The sequence below is a fragment of the Glycomyces xiaoerkulensis genome, assembly GCF_002798405.1.
Classification (GTDB): Bacteria; Actinomycetota; Actinomycetes; order Mycobacteriales; family Micromonosporaceae; genus Glycomyces; species Glycomyces xiaoerkulensis.
In genome coordinates, this window is record NZ_PGGV01000027.1 from 256,249 (window position 1) to 272,959 (window position 16,711).

Sequence of the window (16,711 nt, forward strand, 5' to 3'; positions counted from 1 at the left end):
CCGCACGGACCGAATCGGCCAGTCCCGCGAAGGCGCGGGCCGACTCCGAATCCGGCTCGGGCACGTACACCATCAACCGCAGTTCACTGCCGGGGATCTCGAGGACCTGGCAGTCGAACTCGACCGGCCCGAGCTCGGGATGCACGACCCGCTTGGTGTAGCCGCGGCGCACCGCCACCTCGTGGTCGGCCCACATCTCCCCGAAATCGGGACTGGCGCGAAGGAGCTCGTCGACCAGCCCGCGCAGCCCGACGTCGCCGGGATTGCGCGCCAGGCTCGCGCGCACGTCGGCGACGCAGGTGCGCAGGAAGGCGCGATGGTCCGGATCGGCCAGCCGCTCCGACACGCCGGGGCCGGTGAAGCTGCTGCGGAGGACGTTGCGGTCGGCCGGCTCCATCTCCGACAGGAAGTACATGAACCGATCGGTCATGCGGTTCCAGGCCAGCATGTCGTAGGCGGCGTTGACCACGTAGGCCGGGAAATCGCCGAGCCCGGCCAGCAGGTTGAGAGCGGTGCGGGGGACCTCTCGGTCCGGAGGGTTCGGCTCGGGCGGCGCCCCGGCGAGATGGAAGAGGTGGGCGCGCTGGTCGCGGTCGAGCATGAGGGCGCGGCCCAGGGCCCCGAGCACCTGGCCGGACGGGTGCGGCCCGCGGGCCTGCTCGAGCCGGATGTAGTACTCCACGGAGATCCCGGCCAGTTGCGCGACCTCCTGGCGCCGCAGCCCCGGAGTCCGGCGCCGCGCGCCCTCGGGCAGCCCGACGTCGCCGGGGCGTATGGCCGCGCGCCGCACCCGCAGGAAGTCGGCGAGCTGCTTTCGGTCCATGCCCTCCAGCATCCCCCGGTCGGGCGCCGTCAACCAGGTACGGCCGGTACCACCATAAGGAGGTCTCTTTTCGATGCCGCGGATCCGGCCCAGGCTCGGGTCATGACCGACAAGATCGCACTCATCACCGGATCCAACAAGGGCATCGGCCTCGAGGTCGCGCGGGGCCTCGGCCGCAAGGGCATGACCGTGCTGGTGGGGGCCCGCTCGGCCGAACGCGGCGAGGCCGCGGCCGAGACCCTCCGCGGCGAGGGCCTCCAGACGGAGTTCCTCGGCCTGGACGTGACCGACCCCGACTCGATCGCGGAGGCCGCGGCGCGGGTCGAAGAGCGATACGGCCGCCTCGACGTCCTGGTGAACAACGCCGGCATCGCCAAGGGCGACGGCGACGGGAACACGAGCGAACTGACGCTGGCGACCGCCAAGGAGGTGTTCGAGGTCAACGTCTTCGGCGTCATGGCGGTGACCAACGCCTTCCTCCCGCTGCTCCGCAAGTCCGAGGCGGCCCGGATCGTGAACGTCTCCAGCGAGGTCGGCTCGATGGCGACCATCACGAGCAGCAACTCGCCGATCCTCGGCCACCAGCCGGGCGCCTACGGGACCTCCAAGGCCGCCCTGAACATGCTCACCGTCTCCTACTCCTTGGAGTTCCGCGGCACGACGACCAAGGTCAACGCGGTCACGCCCGGTTTCACGGCCACCGACCTGAACGGCCACCGCGGCGTCCGGGAGGCTTCCGACGCCGCCCAGGTGGCGATCGACATGGCCCTGATCGGCGAGGACGGACCGTCGGGCGAATTCCGCAGCGACGGCCGGATCGAATACCTGGAGGGCGAGACCGTGCCCTGGTGAGGCAGAGCGAAGAGCTCTTGGCTTCTCCGTCCGGGACGTCGGCGGTCAGAGCAATCCGCTCTTGACATCACCGCTCGGGATAGGAACATTCAGAGAGACTCACTCTCGACCGTTCCGCCCGGAGAACGGTCGAACCTCATCGCTGAGGTCCGCTTCCTGCTTCGCGGCCCGTTGCCTCGGGGGTGAGTGCCCCCGAGGTCTTACATGGGCTCCACAGGCCTTGCCGGCCGCAGGCTCAGGCTCCGCTGTCGCGCGGGCCCGAGCCCGTTGTTCGGCCAACACCGCCAGCCCGGCGGCAAGAATGTTCTTGGCGGCGTTCACGTCCCGGTCGTGCCGGGCGCCGCAGCCTGGACAGGTCCACTTCCGGACGTCCAGGCGAAGTTGTTCGAGCACGAACCCGCAGTCCGAGCACTGCTTGCTGGTCGGCTCCCATCGGTCGATGATCACGAGTTGCTTGCCGGCCCGCGCGCACTTGGCCTTCAGGAGCGCCCGGAACCGCCTCCAGCCCAGCCGCTGGATCAGCGCCCTCATCCGGCGGTTCTTCAGCAGCCCCGGGATGTGGAGGTCCTCCAAGCAGATGGTGTCGTACTCGCGCACCAGCCTGGTGGTGGTCTTCTGGAGCATGTCCTCCCTGGCCTGGCGCTCCTTCCGGTAGGCCCGGGCGGCCTTCTTCCGCTCCTTGTTCCGATTCGCCGAGCCGGGCTTCTTGCGGGCCATCCGTCGCTGGTAGCGCTTGCGATTGGCCTCCTTGCGGCGAAGGTCCGGCGCTTCCAGCGGCTCCGCCTCGTCCGAGAGCGTTCCGAAGGTGTGTACGCCGAGGTCCACTCCGACGGCCTTGCCGGTCGGCTCCGGCGGTTCCGGTTCCTGCGAGTCGGTCATCTCCGCGCACAGCGACGCCCACCAGGATCCGTCGGGCTCGCGAGTGACCGTGACGCTCGAGACGTCGAGCTCCTCGACCGGGACGTCGAACGACCACACCCACCGCACCGGCTCGGCGAGCTTCGCCAGATGCAACCGCCCGTCCCGAATCCGGAAGGCGGTCTTGGCGAACGTGGCGCTGCCGCGGTTCGCACGGGCCTTGAAGCGCGGGAAGTTGGCCCGCTTGGCGAAGAAGTTCTCGAAGGCGCGCTGCTGGTGCCTCAGCGCCTGCTGGAGCGGAACGCTGGACACTTCCCGCAGGAACTCGAAGTCGGGGCGGCGCTTGAGCTCGGTCAGGTGGCCCGAGGCGTCTCGGTAGGACCCGAACGTGCGGTGCTGGGCGTACTGCTCCTTGCGCCAGTTGAGGACCTGGTTCCAGACCACGCGGACGCACCCCAGGGTGCGGCTCAGGAACTGCTCCTGAGTCGCGGTGGGATACAGACGGACACGAAAGCCTCGCAGCACCCCTTCACGGTATGGACTGCAACAGGCGATCCAATCGACCGACACGCGGCAACATGTGTCCGAAACCCGACAGAACACATCGATGAGAACGAAAAAGAGGCCCTGCTGGGCAGGGCCTCGTCCGTGGGGCAGGCGGGACTCGAACCCGCGACCAATGAATTATGAGTTCACGGCTCTAAACCCTCTGAGCTACTGCCCCGGGCGGCAGATATCTTCTCACACCCGCGCCATCAGCGCCGACCGGAGTGCCACTGATACAGGTCATGCGGCACACCGGTTCGCGGGGTCTCGCTCAAGGGCGGGGCGGATGCGGCGCAAGAGGTCCACGGCGACGCGACCGCCCGAGGGCAGCGGTATGCCACCGCGCAACCGAAAATACCGGTTCAACCGATAACATCTGGGCCACATTCGCAACGGTTCCATAACGAGGCATGGAGCAGTGGCCCGGCTCTCCTTAAGATTCGCCTCACCCGCATCTTTGCGTATTTCTCGAACGATGCAACCGTGCGCCTCGATGCCCCAAACCTCCGAGGGAGACCCTTTTGAGACGAGCAGTACTGACGCTGTCGGCCGTCCTGGCCGGCCTGATGCTGGGATTGGGGGTGAGCAGCACCGCCCAAGCCCAGGATGAGATCGGCGTCAAGGGCACACTGAAGGATCAAGAGGACAACTTGATCGCCGGCGCCGAGATCTCGGTCACCGACGAGAACGGCACCGAGGTCGGCACCGCCACCAGCGCCGACGACGGCACCTGGTCCATCCCCCTGGAAGGCCCCGGCACCTACATCGTCGCGCTCGACGAGTCGACGCTTCCGGATGGACTGCTGGTGCGGAACGCGCGTCCGCAACTCGAAGTCGACGTGTCCGACGCGATGCGGACCGTGCTGTTCCCGCTCGACACCGAGCTCGACCCGAACGCCCAGCCCCCGGATGACGAGGAACCGGCCGAGGACGACGACGCCGAAGACGAGCCCACCGGCGCCGACGACGAGGTCGAACCGGAGGACGAGATCGCGCCCGAGATCGAGGGCGCCGCCGACACCACCCGGGCCGTGAGCCTCCTGTTCAGCGGCCTGCACTTCGGCCTGATGATCGCGCTCGCCGCGGTGGGCCTGTCGATGGTCTTCGGAACCACCGGCCTCACCAACTTCTCCCACGGCGACCTGGTGACCTTCGGGGCCGTCATGGCCCTGCTGTTCAACGTGGCCGTCGGCGTGCCGGTATGGGTCGCCGCATTCGGCGCCGTCGCCGCCGGGGCGCTGTTCGGCTGGCTGCAGGACTGGGGCCTGTGGTCGCGGCTCCGCAACCGCGGCACCGGCCTGGTCACCATGATGATCATCTCCATCGGCATGGCACTGCTCATCCGCTTCGGGACCCTGTTCTTCACCGGCGCCGCGCGGCAGCGCTACACCCAGTACGTAGGCCAGGAGCCGTGGGACTTCGGCTGGCTGGTCATCACCCCCAAGGAGGTCTACACGGGTCTGATCGCCCTGGCCATCTGCACGCTGATCGGGCTGGCGATGATGTTCACCCGCCTCGGCAAGGCCACCCGGGCGGTGGCCGACAACCCGTCGCTGGCGGCGTCCACCGGCATCGACGTCGGCAAAGTCATCCGGTTGGTGTGGACGATCGGGGCGGCCCTGGCCGCGCTGGCGGGCGTGTTCCTGTCGATCAACGACGGCGTCAAGTTCGACATGGGCCAGCACCTGCTCCTGCTGGTGTTCGCCGCGGTGATCCTGGGCGGCCTGGGCACCGCGTTCGGCGCCTTCATCGGAGCCATTCTCATCGGGGTGTTCGTGCAGATGTCGACGCTCGTGGTCGCGCCCGAGCTGAAGTACGTCGGCGCCTTGGCCGTGCTCATCCTCATCATGCTCACCAGGCCGCAGGGCATCCTCGGCCGGCGCGAGCGGATCGGCTGAGGTTAGGAGATCTCCATGGATTGGCATTTCATCTTCAGCCAGGCATTGACTCAGGCCATCGGCCCGACGATGCTCATCTACGCCATCGCCGCGATCGGCCTGAACGTGCAGTTCGGCTACACGGGTCTGCTCAACTTCGGGCAGGCCGCCTTCGCCGCGATGGGGGCCTACGGCCTCGCGCTGGCGGTGGTGGCCTTCGGGTTCCCGTTCTGGTGGGGCATCCTGATCGGGCTGGTCGCCGCGGTCGGCATGGCGCTGCTGCTGGGCATCCCGACGCTGCGATTGCGGGCCGATTATCTGGCGATCGTGACGATCGCGGCCGCCGAGATCGTGCGGCGGCTGGCCCGCGCCACGGTGTGGGCCGAGTACACCGGCGGCTCCGACGGCATGCGCGGTTTCAGCGAGCCGTTCTTCGCGATGAGCCCGTACAACCCGGACGCGAACTGGCAGTTCGGTTTCATCTCGATGGAGTCGGGGCGCCTGATCGTCGACTTCGGCATCGTCGACCTCCAGTACTCGAGCCGCGACCTGTGGATCATGACCGTCGGCTGGATCCTGGTCGCGATCATCCTGGTCTTGGTGGGCCTGCTCGTCCACAGCCCGTGGGGCCGGGTGCTCAAGGGCATCCGCGAGGACGAGGAGGCGGTGCGCAGCCTCGGCAAGAACGTGTTCGCCTACAAGATGCAGGCGCTGATCATCGGCGGCCTCATCGGAGCGATCGCCGGGTTCACCTTCGCGCTCAGCCGCGCGAACGTGCAGCCCGACACGTTCAGCACCGACTTCACCTTTTACTTCTACGTGGTCCTGATCCTGGGCGGCGCCGCCAGGCTCTTCGGGCCGATCCTGGGCGCCGCAATATTCTGGGGGTTGTACAACCTCCTCGCCCAAGGGCTCAGCCAGGGCATCCGCGCCGAGGTGATCCCGCCGGGTCTCCTCAACTCCACTCAGGTGGGGCCGCTGGTGTTCTTCCTGCTGGGCCTGGGGATGGTCCTGCTGCTGATCTTCCGTCCGCAGGGCATCCTCGGCGACCGAAGGGAGCTGATGCTCGATGTCAGATAGCGAATCCACCGACAACCGGGCGGCCCGGCGGGCCGCGGTCGCGGCGCTGGGCGATATCGCCCCGGAGCCGGGTGTGGCCAAGCCGGACCCGATCCTCACCGCGAACGGGATCAGGCGCGCTTTCGGCGGCCTGGTGGCGGTCGACGTCGAGCACCTGGAGGTCCAGCGCGGCACCATCACCGCGCTCATCGGCCCGAACGGGGCCGGTAAGACGACGTTCTTCAATCTGCTGACCGGGTTCGACCGGCCGAGCAGGGGCGCGTGGTCGTTCGACGGCCGGAGTGCCAGGCGCAAACGCTCGTATCAGGTGGCGCGGTCGGGCATGGTCCGGACGTTCCAGTTGACGAAGGCGCTCACCAGGATGTCCGTGATCGACAATATGCTCATCGGGGCCGCGAACCAGTTGGGCGAGCGCATGTGGGCCGGGCTGATTCCGGGGCTGTGGCGGCGGCAGGAGGCCGCGAACAGGGAGCGGGCGCTGGCGTTGCTGGAGCGGTTCAATCTGCTGGAGAAGCAGCACGATTTCGCGGGCGAGCTGTCCGGTGGCCAGCGCAAGCTGCTGGAGATGGCGCGGGCGCTGATGCTGGAGCCGCGGATGGTGATGCTGGACGAGCCGATGGCCGGGGTGAATCCGGCGTTGAAGCAGACGTTGCTCGAGCACATCAAGAATCTGCGCGAGGACGGGATGACGGTCTTCTTCGTCGAGCACGACATGGACATGGTCCATGAGATCGCCGACTGGGTGGTCGTGATGGCGGCCGGTCAGGTCATCACGGAGGGCACGCCGGATCAGATCTCGGCCGATCCTCGGGTGATCGACGCTTATCTGGGCGCGCATCACGACGGCGCGGCGCATTGAGGGGGCGCATGATGTCTGACGAGGAATTCAACGAGGAAGAGGGCGTCGCCCCGACCGGTGTCCCGACCGACGAGGTGGACGAGTCGAGCACTGCGGTGTGCTCTCCCGAGGCGCACGTGGCTGCGGCCGAGGGTGCGCTGCTGCGGGCCGACCGGGTCGATGCCGGTTATATCCCGGGTGTGCCGATCCTCAACGGCGCCGACCTGTATGCGCGGGAGGGCGAGCTGGTCGGGATCATCGGTCCGAACGGGGCCGGGAAGTCGACGCTGCTGAAGGCGGTCTTCGGGCTGGTGAGGGTCAGTTCGGGCTCGGTGCGGCTGCGGGGCGAGGAGATCACGAACCTGCGGGCGCACCAGTTGGTGACCCGCGGGGTCGGGTACGTGCCGCAGTCGAACAACGTGTTCCCGACGCTGTCGGTGGAGGAGAATCTCGAGATGGGCGTGTTCTTGCGCCCGAAGACGTTCAAGCGGCGGTTCGAGTTCGTGGCGGGACTGTTCCCGGTGCTCGCCGATCGGCGGAGCCAGCGGGCGGGGTCGCTGTCGGGCGGTGAGCGCCAGATGGTCGCGATGGGCCGGGCGCTGATGATGGAGCCGAGTGTGCTGCTGCTCGACGAGCCGTCGGCGGGGTTGTCGCCGAACATGCAGGATGAGGTGTTCTTCAATACCAAGCAGATCAACTCCGCCGGGGTCACGGTGGTGATGGTCGAGCAGAACGCGAGGCGGTGTCTGCAGATCTGCGATCGCGGGTACGTGCTGGACCAGGGCCGGAGTGCCTATACGGGTCCGGGCGAGAGCCTGATCGACGATCCGAATGTCGTGGAGTTGTATCTGGGGACGCTGGGCCGGGCGGGTTAGGGCCCGGGGAACGCCCGCCGGGCCCGGTCGATCGGGCCCGGCGGGCGTTCTGCTGTGCGCCGTTCGGCGCCGGGGACGGTTCGGGGCGGCTTCCGTGCTGGAAGCCGCCCCGGGGATCGGACGGGTCGGACCCGCTGCGGTCTACTCGAGCGTCTGGAAGTTGTAGTCGATGTTCTCGTAGGTGTTGTCGGCCTGGTATTCGTAGATGCCGATGGTGGCGGCGGTGACGTCGCCGACCTCGGAGAACTCGACCGGGCCCGAGGCGCCGTTGTAGTCGATGTCCTCGCCGTCGGCGAGGAGGTCGACGCATTCGGAGTAGCTGGTGCACTCGGTGCCGTCGCGGCTCACCGCGACCATGTTGTCCCTGATGGTGTCGGAATCGTAGGCGTCGCCGGCGACGGCGGCCAGCGCCACCAGGAGGGTGGCGTCGTAGGACTCGGCGGCGTAGGAGAAGTCCTCGAGGTCGGGGTCGATCTCGAGCACGCGGGATTCGAGGGCGGCGGGGTCGGCGCCGGGGAGGGTGCCCTTGGTGCCTTCGAGCATTCCCTTGGGGAAGTCGTCGCCGTAGTTGGAGAGGTTGCCGTCGACGAAGTACCAGCCCAGGTCCTGCGGGCTGAGGTTGGCTTCGACGAGTTCGGGGCCGAGGCTGGTGATCTCGTTGAAGGTGATCAGGACGACCGCGTCGGCGTCGGCTTCGGCCAGTTGGGAGACCTCGGCGGAGAACTCGGTGGCGTTGGGGTCGTAGATCTCCTTCATGACCACTTCGCCGCCGAATTCGGTGACGTTCTGTTCGACCGAGTCGGCCAGGCCGGTGCCGTAGGAGTCCTGGAGGGCGAGGATGGCTACTTGCTCGTGGCCGTCGGCGATGACCTGGTCGGCGAGGACGCGGCCTTGGAGGACGTCGGAGGGTGCGGTGCGGAAGTAGTAGTCGCCGCGTTCGTAGGTGGTGAACTCCGGGGAGGTGTTGGCCGGGGAGACCTGGACGATGCCTTCTTCGTAGAGCTTGTCGATGAATTGGAGGGAGACGCCGGAGGAGGCGGAGCCGATGATGGCCTGGACGTCTTGGGCGATGAGGGAGTCGGCGGATTGGCTGGCGATGTCGGTCTGGGTGTCGCCGGAGTCTTCGTGGATGATTTCCACGCATTCGCCGAGGACACCGCCGGCTTCGTTGATCTCTTCGATGGCGAGGTCGGCGCCTGCGAACTGGGGCGGTCCGAGGAATGCCAGTGAGCCGGTCTGGGGCAGGATCGAGCCCATGGTCAAGCCGGTGCCTTCGCAATCGCCTGAGGCGCCGGACGAGTCGTCATCGTCGGTGCCGCAGGCGGCGAGGGCGAATGCGGTGGCACCCGCCGTCGCTGTGGCCAGGAGTGCTCGGGGAAAGCGGGACATGTTTTCTCCTAGGTGTGTTCGAGATGTGTTCGGTTGGTAGGAGCGGAGGTTACAGTGATCCGAAATACACCCTATGGCAGTGGGGGGATTGGGCGCCAGCGGCTGTGACCACTCCCGGTCCGATATGTGATGGCTCCGTGACCTTCTTGTCGGGGTCTTTCCTATTGGTTTTCGGGCTGGTGGGCCGGGGGTCTTCGGGGTTGCCGCGGGGGTGGGCCGGGGGTTCGGGCGTGTCGGTGGTGGTTTCCCTCGACGGGGGGAGGCGGTCGGCTCGGTGGAGGGAGGCCCGGAGGGGGTGGGGCCGCGCAGGATCGGGGCATGAGCATTTCTACTGTTTCTTCTCGGTGGCCGGCCGGGGGCCGGGCGGCGGTGGCCGCTTTCGTGTGGTCGCTTACGGCGGTGGCGGTCGGTCTGTGGCAGTTGGCCGACCCGGAGGGCGGGCCTTTCGCCGATCCGGTGAGTCGGCCGGTGTTCGGGGTGCCGGCGGCGCTGCCCGATGGGTCCGGGGCCGTGGCGCTGGCCGCGGCCGGTCTGGCCGGTCTGGTGCTGGCCGGGTGGGGCCGGCGCCTGTGGCCGGTGGCCGCGGCCTTGGCGGTGGTGTTCGGGTTGGGGGTGCCCGGCACGTCGGTGATGCCGCTGGTCGGGTATTCGTGCGCGCTGCTGATGCCGGTGGCGTTGGTGGCGGCGCCGGTGCTGATCGCTCGGGGTCGGCTGGGGCGGACGCTGGCGGCCGCGGGTGTGGTCGCGGTGGTGTCGGGGCTGGTGGTCGCCGGTCCGCTGGCGCCGTCGGTGGTGGCCGGGCTCGGCCGTGAGCTGTGGTCGGGGCTGCTGGCTATTGGGTGGTACCCGCTGGCGGAGTTGTGGTCGGCGGTCGGCGGCGCGTGCTGGGCGGTGCTGGCGGTGCGCCGGTATCGGGCCCGGGGTGCGGCCGCGCCGGCTTGGGCGGCACCGGAGCGGGCCGCGAGGTGGGGCCGGGTGGCCGCTTGTGCGGCGTTCGCTTGTGCGCTGCCGTACGGGTTGACGCGGTTGACGTGGTTGACGCCGTGGCCGTTCCTGATGAGTGCCGAGGCGCTGGAGGCCGAGCCGGGGCTGCGGTTGTGGGGTCTGCTGCTGGGTGCGGCGTGTCTGGCCGGCGGGGTGCTCTGCCTGGGGTTGGCGCGGCGTTGGGGTGAGCGCTGGCCGTACTGGGTGCCGGTGCTGCGGGGTCGGCCGGTGCCTCCGCCGGTGGCGATCGTTCCGGCGTCGGTGGTGGCGTATCTGTTCACGGTGGCGGCGGTGCCGTTCGTGGTGTCGGCGTTCCGGTCGGGTCGGCCGGAGCTGGTGTGGATGTTCCCGTTCTTCGTGTGGGGGCCCGCGCTGGGGGCGGCGACGGTGGCGTATGCGGTCCGGCGGCGGGCCGGGGCCTCGGCCGGGCGGGCCGATAGCCTTGACGGCGAGGCGGTGCGGTTCTAGCGGTCTCGGTTCTACGCATGCACAGTGCAGGGGTGGTGGGTTGATGCTCGATATCCTGGTGGCCGGCGGCGTCGGCGTCGACACGATCGTCCGGGTGCCGCAGATCAAGGCCTTCGGCGGCGACAGCCTGAGTGTGGAGCCGATCCGCGACTACGTCGCCCACACCGGCAACGGGGTCTCGCTCGGTTGCCTGCGCCTGGGGATGCGCACCAGGTTCATCGACTACATCGGTGAGGACGAGCAGGGCGCGATGATTCTGCGCCACTATCGGGACCAGGGCCTGGACTTCCGGCACCTGGTTTCGGAGCGGGGCACGTCGCGCTCGGTCAACCTGGTGGACGATGCCGGTCGCCGCTTCTCCTTCTACGACGGGCGTCACGCGCCCGATCTGCGCCTGCCGCCGGAGTTCTACCGTCCGCATCAGGCCGGGGCCGCGCACCTCCACATCGGGGTCTCCGGCGTCACCCGCTCCATGCTCGGCGACCTGCCGGAGGGCGCCACCGTCTCGACCGATCTGCACGCCTGGGACGGCGAGGCCGAGCACCAGAGGGCCTACGCCCTCGCCGCCGACATCGTGTTCGTGTCCACGGTCAAGCTCGGCGGCGCCCGCGAGCGGGTAATGCGCTGGATCCTCGACAACGGCCGGGCCTCGCTGGTGGTCGCCACCGCCGGCGAGCAAGGCGGCTACTACCTCGAACGCGGCGGCGAGACGGTCCCCTACGCCGCGATCGACCCGGTCGCCGAGCTCGCCGGCGCCGTCCCCGAATGGTCCTCGTGGCGGCCGGTCGACTCCAACGGCGCCGGCGACGCCTTCGTCTCGGGGTTCCTGTGGGCGCGAGGCCGCGGCGACGGCCTGGGGGCGGCGATCGACGCCGGCCGCGTCGCCGGCGCCTTCGCCTGCCGCAAGGAGGGCACGCACTCGGAGTTCATCGACCGGCCGCTGCTGGAGGCGAGCCTGGCGGCGCTGCGCTAACCCGTGTCGCCGGCCCGGCTCCTGGTCATGGCTTTGGCGCGGGCCATGACGTCGTCGAACGGGGACGGCTCGGAGGACTCCGCCGAGACGCTGCCGCCGCGGTCGGGCTGGACGACCAGCATGAAGGCCGTGCCGACCAGCGCGGCGACGATCGGGGCACCCAGGCCGATCTTTTGACGAAGACTCAGTATCGATTTCTCGCGCGCCCCGAGGAGCCCGAAAGGCTCGAGGGAGGCCAACTGGCCACCCCCGAGCCCCAGAAGTTCACTCTTGGTCGACCGGGGAGGAAACCGGTGAGACTGGTTCGGCCGGCGGTGCGTCACCGCTGTCACCTGCTGACCATTGCGCCATGATCACTCCGATCAGGATCACCACCGCCATCACCCCTAGGATTCCGAGGATCACTCCTATTATGACGGTCATGGTAGTGGGTTTCTTCATCGCCGATTCCCTTCTCACCTCATAGCTTCCCCGTAGATTCGCTACGAACCCCCGAGTTTAGTTACGCCGCCGTCTCCCTGGAATTGGTACTCAAGCCACCCGGTATGGTCAGACACACAGCTGCCCCAGATTGGGTTCCACGCAGGGCACAGATGGTAACTAGTCTTGACTTCGTAAACGTTCCATCCATCGCCGAAGTTTGTTGAGTTGTCGCATCCGAGGAACTCGTAGGTCGGATATCCTCCATCGGTGCCCCAGCAATTGGAACTATCGTAGGTCACCCAGTCGCCGTCGCCACACCACGTAACGTCTGTCTGCCCGTAGAGGTCGGGGTCTGTGTCTCCGTACCAGAACGAGTAATCCCAGCATGAGGCGGCTTGGGCGCCGGTGGTTGAGAAGTCGCTGATCCGGGTTGGAGTGAGGATCTCGGTTTCGGAGAGCAACCTCGGGGTTTGGGACCGGTAGTGCTCCATGTCGACGTAGCGGTCGAGTCCCCGTTCCAGGACCTCTTCTGCGGAGAGCACACGAACGCTGTTCGCCGCCCCAGACTCGCCGGTCCAGGTAATGGTGGTTGCCGAGTCATCTGGTCCATCGGGTCCAGCGCTGGCCGTGGCTCCTTGAGCAGGGGCCCAGGCAACCGCGATGCCGAGGAGTACGGCGAATAGGAACCGAATCGGTTTCGATGGACGACTGCGGCTTCTGAGTTGATCAACGCTTGTTGACACTGTTGTCCTTTCCGGCAGGTCAACACGAGGCTGGTATCCTCGACGGAGCCGGGAGTCGTGATGGCACTGCCTTCCTTTTTCTCGGTCTTGATTGCCTGGCGCGATGTGGACCTTCAATCCTCGCGCCAGGCCCTTCCGTTCGACATCCTGATGCCGGTATCTCGATCATCCAGGTCTGCGTGTCCGTTTGGCAAGAGCCACAGTCGATGTTGACGTGATCTCGTCAGGTCATGGCGGGATGTCGTCATCAAGCTCGATTCTTCGTGTCTCGGCCGGTCCCGGCGCGCGTGGCGAGCGTGAGTACGACTGGGCTTGGGCCACGGTCTCGAACTTCGGCGATGTCCCGGTCGGGTTCGCTTGGACCCTGCTGGCCCGCCGCTCCATCGAGGACCCGACCGATATCGCCTACCATCTGTGTTTTCATCCCGACTCGGTCGAGCAGGAGGAGGTCGTGCGGGTCGCCGGGGCCAGGTGGGCGATCGAGGAGTGCTTCCAAGCTGCGAAGAACGAGTGCGGGCTCGACCACTACCAGGTACGGAAATGGAACGGCTGGTACCGGCACATCACCATCGCGATGCTCGCCCACGCCTTCCTCACCGCGACCGCCGCCTCGGACCCAAAAGCCCACGCGGGCTGGGAAACGTCACAGTCCCCGAGATCCGTCGTCTCCTGGCGACAGTGCTCCACCCCGCCCGCACCCTCGAATAAGCCCTGGCCGCCTCCCGGTGGAGACTGCGACACCAAACCCGCGCACGCCAATCGCACTACCAGCAGAAACGCAAGGCCCATAACGGATTACGGCTGCCATGATAGCGGGCCGCTCGCGAGTGCGGCCAGCATCCGATCGATCTTCGAGTCCGGCCAGACTCCTAACCTGGCGCCGTGTGGTAGTGGTAGCGCATCCGCTCTACATCGGTGAATCCAGTCGCGCCCATCGCGATCGCGCACGCGATTCAGACCAACACATCTCGTCCGGTCGACCCATGACGCTACCGGCGAATCGGCCATCCTAGCAGTCAGTGCCCTGGTCAGGCCGCATTTGTCGACGGCCGTCCGTAGCAAAACCACCCGGCCGTCGCCGACCGGGCCTTTCCCCGATACCTCCACGCCCAACTCACGCGCCCAGCCGCTACGATGCACCAAGAAGGTCCCCCGTCTTCTCGCGAGTTCGTGTTCTAGACACTTACGTCTTCGCAGGTGAAGGGGCGCTCTTCATTATCGGAGCCAGCTAAAGAAATTGCAGCTCTGAGTAACCATGGCCAGGTTTGCCTACTTCGTTCGTCACTTGCCGCGCTTCGGAAGATGTTCGTCTCGCAGAATACCTGCAGCATAGGCCTTCGCACCGAGAGCGGTTTGGTTTGAGGCACCGAGCTTCCGTGCGGCTCTCGAGACGTCGCGCTCCACCGTGCTGGGTGACACAAATATGCGATCTGCGATCTGCTCGTAGCTGAGGCCATGGGCCATCAACACCAGGATGTGGTGCTGGCGTCTCGTCATCAGGCATTCAGTGAGGTGGTCGTATGACCTCTCGTCCATCGGCTTGTCCTCGGGGTTCGCCGACGCTCCAGGAGGAGGAGTACATTTCGGGCCAAGGCTATCAAAATCATGCACTCAGCGTGGGACTCCGAGTTCGGAGCGAGCAGAGTTCAACGCTGGATGGTTTCATTGCGGCGGCTTCACAAGTAGATTGCTGTAAGTGAGGTTCATACTACCTGCAGCAATGTCCCCGAAACGGTTTTGGCGACGGCCGACGATGAGATCCTCTGCGCCATAATGGTACCACTCGGGTATACAGTGGCTCTTCTTCACAAGCTCGTTGCGCCAGATGGGTTTCGAATGCAAATCGTGTCACATAGCGTTGCACACTGCCAGTAAATCGGTTTTGACATCCACACCTGAGCTAACTGAACGGCATTGGCGCTAACCCGTGTCGCCGCCCCGGTTCCTGGTCATGGCTTTGGCGCGGGCCATGACGTCGTCGAACGGGGACGGCTCGGAGGACTCCGCCGAGACACTGCCGCCGCGGTCGGGCTGGACGACCAGCATGAAGGCCGTGCCGACCAGCGCGGCGACGATCGGGGCACCCAGGCCGATCTCGGGCGCCGGCCAGATGCCGGTCGCCCCGCCGGTGACGATGAAGTACGCGGCCCAGACCGGGACGGCCCAGCCGGCCGCGAAGGTGATCAGGTCGCGGCGGCGTCGCAGGTCCGGGCGCACCAGCCAGGTGAGGAAGTCGGCCCAGGCGCCCGAGGCGAGGAACAGCCAGGCGTAGCCGTCGTTGGCGAAGCCTTCGGAGGCGGCGGCCATGATCGCCGGGTAGGCGAACGCGACGGTGAAGAACCCCGGCGGGACGCCGAACCGTCCGGTGACGATCAGGACGAGTGCCAGGACCGCGACGGTGGTGAACATGATGGCGGCCACCGGGAACGAGGCGAATTCCGGTCCGCGCAGGGCGAGGGCGGTCTCCAGCGGTGTCTGCGCGAAGGCCACGAGGTAGCCGAGGAACAGCACCACCGCGCCGAAGGCGAACCCGAGCGACAGGGCCGGGGCGGCGAACCGGACGAACGGCGAGACCGGTTCGGGTTCGGCGCCGAGGCCGGCGCGGCGCCAGGCCGACAGCCAGGGGGCGAGGACGACGAGGATGCCGCCGACCGCGAGGCCGAGGTGGGAGGGGCTGAACAGGATGTCGAGGCTCTCCTCCACGCCCAGCAGTTGGTGCCAGAGCATGTCGCCCAGGCCGGAGACGATGAACAGGGGGGCGCCGATCACGGCGGGGCCGTAGCCGTGGGGCACGGCGGCCTTGCCGGTGCGGCCGTCGCCGCGGTGGGCACGGTACATCAGGTAGGCGATCCAGGCGGCGGTGGCGAGGAATCCGGTGTAGAACGCCAGGTGCCACCAGGTGAAGAAGCCCTCGGCCCATTCGCGGGCGTGCGCGTTGGTGTCGAGGACGAGACCGCCGAAGAACCACGCCGACAGCGCGGCGGTGATGAGGTCTTGGCGCCAGGCGGCGAAGGGGCGGGGCTGTCCGGAGTCCTTCAAGAGGTGCATCTGGTACTCCAGAAATCGGTCCAGGGGGGTGATGGCCATGACCTCATCATGGCGCATCGCCACCAGTGGCGCGAATCAGGCTCCCTCGACGAAACGGACCAGGAACAGGTGGGGCCAGAGTTTCCCGGTGATGTAGTACTCGCCTTCGTTTTCGGCGGCGGCGATGCCGTTGAGCACGTCGGCCGGGCCGGCCTCGTCGTCGGTGAGCAGACCGGAGGCGTCCACGACCGCGCCGACCCGACCCGAGTCGGGGTCGATGCGGACGATCCGGTCGGTCTGCCAGACGTTGGCCCAGACTTGGCCGCCGACGCATTCGAGCTCGTTGATCTGGGTGAGCTCCTCGCCGTCGAGCGTGACCGCCACCGTGCCGTGCGCTTCGAACGTCTCGGGGTCCCGGAAGGTGAGCGTGTCCGAGCCGTCGCTCATGACCAGCCGTTCACCGTCGTGGCACAGCCCCCAGCCCTCGCCTTCGTAGTCGACGGTCTCGACCGGCTCGAGCGTGTCGAGGTCGCGCCGGTAGGCGAGGCCCGCCTGCCAGGTGATCTGCCAGACGGCGTCGTCGGTGAGGGTGAGCCCTTCGCCGAACTCGTCGGACGGGAGCTGCTGCACGGACAGGACCTCGCCGGTGCCGGGCTCGACGAGGCGGACGTCCGAGGAGCCGTACTGCCCGGTGCTCTCGTAGAGGACGCCGTCGCGCAGCTCCAGCCCCTGGGTGAAGGCGTCCCGGTCGTGGTCGAAGGTCTCCAGGACCTCCACTGTGAGCCGCTGCGCCTCGTCGCCGCCGGACCGGTCGGGCGATTCGTCGTCGCCGTCGGCTTCGGCGTCGGCGGTGCCGCAGCCGGCCAGGACCGCCAGCGCCGCGAGGGCGGCGGCCGCCGGTGCTCGTCTCTGATCGAACACTGAACTCATCTCCAGGTGGTTTCAGGCGTCGTTC

16 protein-coding genes, 1 tRNA gene and 1 pseudogene are annotated in these 16,711 nt (G+C 67.5%); 8 read left to right on the forward strand and 10 right to left on the reverse strand.

The window, feature by feature from the left end:
* Window positions 1-40 precede the first annotated feature (40 nt).
* Window positions 41-835, reverse strand: a pseudogene (locus CUT39_RS21765) (helix-turn-helix transcriptional regulator); the annotation flags it as partial.
* A gap of 90 nt (window positions 836-925) precedes the next feature.
* On the opposite strand from CUT39_RS21765, the gene CUT39_RS09875 reads away from it, so the two are divergent.
* Complete coding sequence (locus tag CUT39_RS09875) at window positions 926-1,675, forward strand: SDR family oxidoreductase (RefSeq protein ID WP_100446024.1); 750 nt, start codon at window positions 926-928, stop codon at window positions 1,673-1,675.
* Window positions 1,676-1,774: 99 nt separating this feature from the next.
* Here the strand turns inward: CUT39_RS09875 and CUT39_RS09880 are convergent, their stop codons facing one another.
* Window positions 1,775-3,058, reverse strand: a complete 1,284-nt coding sequence (locus CUT39_RS09880) for an RNA-guided endonuclease InsQ/TnpB family protein (protein ID WP_100446026.1) — start codon at window positions 3,056-3,058, stop codon at window positions 1,775-1,777.
* A gap of 124 nt (window positions 3,059-3,182) precedes the next feature.
* Window positions 3,183-3,257 (reverse strand) — tRNA-Ile (locus CUT39_RS09885).
* Between the two features lie 343 nt (window positions 3,258-3,600).
* On the opposite strand from CUT39_RS09885, the gene CUT39_RS09890 reads away from it, so the two are divergent.
* From CUT39_RS09890 to CUT39_RS09905, 4 genes are read left to right on the forward strand one after another with little or no spacing between them, the layout of a single operon-like run.
* Window positions 3,601-4,977, forward strand: a complete 1,377-nt coding sequence (locus CUT39_RS09890) for a branched-chain amino acid ABC transporter permease (RefSeq protein WP_198587019.1) — start codon at window positions 3,601-3,603, stop codon at window positions 4,975-4,977.
* A 15-nt stretch (window positions 4,978-4,992) separates the two neighbouring features.
* Window positions 4,993-6,036 carry a branched-chain amino acid ABC transporter permease gene (locus CUT39_RS09895; protein WP_100446028.1) on the forward strand — a complete coding sequence of 348 codons (1,044 nt, stop codon included), beginning with the start codon at window positions 4,993-4,995 and terminating at the stop codon, window positions 6,034-6,036.
* Entirely contained in the window at window positions 6,026-6,895 is an 870-nt protein-coding gene (locus CUT39_RS09900) for an ABC transporter ATP-binding protein (protein ID WP_100446030.1), read from the forward strand. Before CUT39_RS09895 ends, CUT39_RS09900 begins: the two co-directional genes overlap by 11 nt.
* An 11-nt stretch (window positions 6,896-6,906) precedes the next feature.
* A complete protein-coding gene (locus CUT39_RS09905; RefSeq protein ID WP_408611128.1) occupies window positions 6,907-7,749 on the forward strand; it encodes an ABC transporter ATP-binding protein in 843 nt (280 codons plus the stop codon).
* Window positions 7,750-7,890: 141 nt separating this feature from the next.
* Here CUT39_RS09905 and CUT39_RS09910 read toward each other — a convergent pair whose 3' ends face one another.
* Window positions 7,891-9,138 (reverse strand): ABC transporter substrate-binding protein, encoded by a 1,248-nt coding sequence (locus CUT39_RS09910; RefSeq protein WP_100446034.1) that lies wholly within the window; start codon window positions 9,136-9,138, stop codon window positions 7,891-7,893.
* A 318-nt stretch (window positions 9,139-9,456) separates the two neighbouring features.
* On the opposite strand from CUT39_RS09910, the gene CUT39_RS09915 reads away from it, so the two are divergent.
* Both CUT39_RS09915 and CUT39_RS09920 read left to right on the forward strand, forming a co-directional pair.
* Entirely contained in the window at window positions 9,457-10,590 is a 1,134-nt protein-coding gene (locus CUT39_RS09915; protein WP_100446036.1) for a hypothetical protein, read from the forward strand.
* A 43-nt stretch (window positions 10,591-10,633) separates the two neighbouring features.
* Window positions 10,634-11,563 (forward strand): carbohydrate kinase family protein, encoded by a 930-nt coding sequence (locus CUT39_RS09920; protein WP_100446038.1) that lies wholly within the window; start codon window positions 10,634-10,636, stop codon window positions 11,561-11,563.
* Here CUT39_RS09920 and CUT39_RS09925 read toward each other — a convergent pair.
* The 3 genes from CUT39_RS09925 to CUT39_RS20240 are packed head-to-tail and all read right to left on the reverse strand — an operon-like array spanning window position 11,560 to window position 12,528.
* On the reverse strand, window positions 11,560-11,802 hold the full coding sequence (locus CUT39_RS09925) for a hypothetical protein (protein ID WP_157930582.1): 243 nt from the start codon (window positions 11,800-11,802) through the stop codon (window positions 11,560-11,562). The genes CUT39_RS09920 and CUT39_RS09925 overlap by 4 nt on opposite strands.
* Window positions 11,803-11,827: 25 nt before the next feature.
* A complete protein-coding gene (locus CUT39_RS20235; protein WP_157930583.1) occupies window positions 11,828-12,004 on the reverse strand; it encodes a hypothetical protein in 177 nt (58 codons plus the stop codon).
* A 41-nt stretch (window positions 12,005-12,045) separates the two neighbouring features.
* Window positions 12,046-12,528: a hypothetical protein gene (locus CUT39_RS20240; protein WP_157930584.1), complete on the reverse strand. Its 483-nt coding sequence runs from the start codon at window positions 12,526-12,528 to the stop codon at window positions 12,046-12,048.
* A gap of 439 nt (window positions 12,529-12,967) precedes the next feature.
* Here CUT39_RS20240 and CUT39_RS21770 point away from each other — a divergent pair, with 439 nt between their 5' ends.
* Window positions 12,968-13,648, forward strand: coding sequence for a transposase (locus tag CUT39_RS21770; protein WP_114149492.1), 681 nt, complete (start codon window positions 12,968-12,970; stop codon window positions 13,646-13,648).
* A 362-nt stretch (window positions 13,649-14,010) separates the two neighbouring features.
* Here the strand turns inward: CUT39_RS21770 and CUT39_RS09930 are convergent, their stop codons facing one another.
* From CUT39_RS09930 to CUT39_RS09940, 3 genes are all read right to left on the reverse strand, one after another.
* Window positions 14,011-14,265, reverse strand: coding sequence for a response regulator transcription factor (locus tag CUT39_RS09930; RefSeq protein ID WP_100446042.1), 255 nt, complete (start codon window positions 14,263-14,265; stop codon window positions 14,011-14,013).
* A gap of 384 nt (window positions 14,266-14,649) precedes the next feature.
* Complete coding sequence (locus CUT39_RS09935) at window positions 14,650-15,816, reverse strand: hypothetical protein (RefSeq protein ID WP_100446044.1); 1,167 nt, start codon at window positions 15,814-15,816, stop codon at window positions 14,650-14,652.
* Window positions 15,817-15,852: 36 nt separating this feature from the next.
* The gene (locus tag CUT39_RS09940) at window positions 15,853-16,677 is read right to left on the reverse strand and encodes a glutaminyl-peptide cyclotransferase (RefSeq protein WP_198587022.1); all 825 of its coding nucleotides are present in this window, start codon (window positions 16,675-16,677) and stop codon (window positions 15,853-15,855) included.
* Window positions 16,678-16,711 lie beyond the last annotated feature (34 nt).